The 1337-nt window shown below is 46.1% G+C and carries 2 protein-coding genes; both read left to right on the top strand.

The features are described 5' to 3' along the window. The coding region (locus HGT1_RS18155; RefSeq protein WP_217903001.1) for a DNA polymerase at positions 1-1029 on the top strand (1029 nt) is incomplete at its 5' end. Positions 1030-1041: 12 nt separating this feature from the next. Beyond that, on the top strand, positions 1042-1337 hold a 296-nt coding region (locus HGT1_RS18160), incomplete at its 3' end, for a hypothetical protein (RefSeq protein WP_217903002.1).

The raw sequence follows: 1337 nt of genomic DNA on the forward strand, positions 1-1337 counted from the left end.
CTTATTCCAACGTCTCCTAAGCTAAGCCAGTCAGACCCTTTCATAGGGGTTGATGGTAAGGTAGGTAGGTTACTTGCTAAGTTCATTCAGGTAAGACACAGACTGTCCTTGATACAGGGTATACTTAAGAGAGTCCGTCCTGATGGTACAGTAGGTCAGGTCATTACAGGGATAGCTGCTACTGGTAGGCTTAAGCACTCCGTTATAGTTAATATACCGGGGGGTGACAGCTTCGATGGTAAGCAGTGCCGTAAGATATTCAAGGCACCTGATGGGTACAGGATAGTAGGTACTGATGCTAGCTCCTGTCAGGATAGAATGCTAGCAGCCCGTGCTAACAACCCTGAGTTAACTAGGATGTTACTCGAAGGGGATAAGACCAAGGGTACTGACATGCATACCTTGAACACAGTAGCGATTAACGAGAGACTACGTCCTCTAGGTGTAGCTGATATCCTACGTTCATCTGGTAAGGCGATAGGTCTAGGCTGTAAGTTCGGTGCATCTGACAAGAAGTTAGGTGACATGGTACTTGCTCCTGCTAAACAGGCTCAAGCTGTTGGTGCTGAGGTACGAGAGGCGTTAGCTGAGGTAGCCCCTGCACAGGCTGAGCTTATTGAACAGATGACTAAAGAATGGAGGAGCACAGCTAAGGTACGTACAGGTCCTTGGGGTAAACCTGAGCTGTACGGTGGTACAATCAAAGGTCTTGACGGACGACCTGTTACTATTAACTCAGAGCATACTGTGCTAGTGTACGGACTACAGTCCGATGAAGCTATCATGATGCAGTACGCTTTAGTATTCCTTGAAAGGAAACTCAAGGAGAAAGGTTGGAAACGTGGTGTGCATTACTGGGTAGCAGCTGTAGTGCATGATGAACAACAAGTAATCGTAAGAGAAGACTTAGCCGAGACGTTCGCTACTCTCGCTGAGAAATCAATTGAAGTATCAAGTAACTATCTTAAGCTGGCAGTACCTCAAGCAGGTGAGTCAGAGATAGGCATGAACTGGTACGCAACCCACTAAGGAATTAAATACATGGCTTTAAATATTAATAACGCACCTAAATCATCTGGTAAAATCTCACCTATCCCTGAGGCTGACACACACCGTGCTGTAGTTATACAGGTAATCGGTCTAGGCTTACAGGAAGGTGGTGAATGGAAAGGTGAGAAGAAACCTAACAAGGTTAAGGTACGAATGACGTACGAATTACCTGACCAGACAGCTGAGTTCGATGGTGAGACTAAACCTCTTATTGTCTCAGAAGAGTTAGCTCTTAGTAACCACGAGAAGTCAGTCATGATGCAGCGGCTAACGCAGCTTGACCCTAC

The organism is Sulfitobacter sp. HGT1, assembly GCF_013282155.1.
Taxonomy (GTDB): Bacteria; Pseudomonadota; Alphaproteobacteria; order Rhodobacterales; family Rhodobacteraceae; genus Sulfitobacter.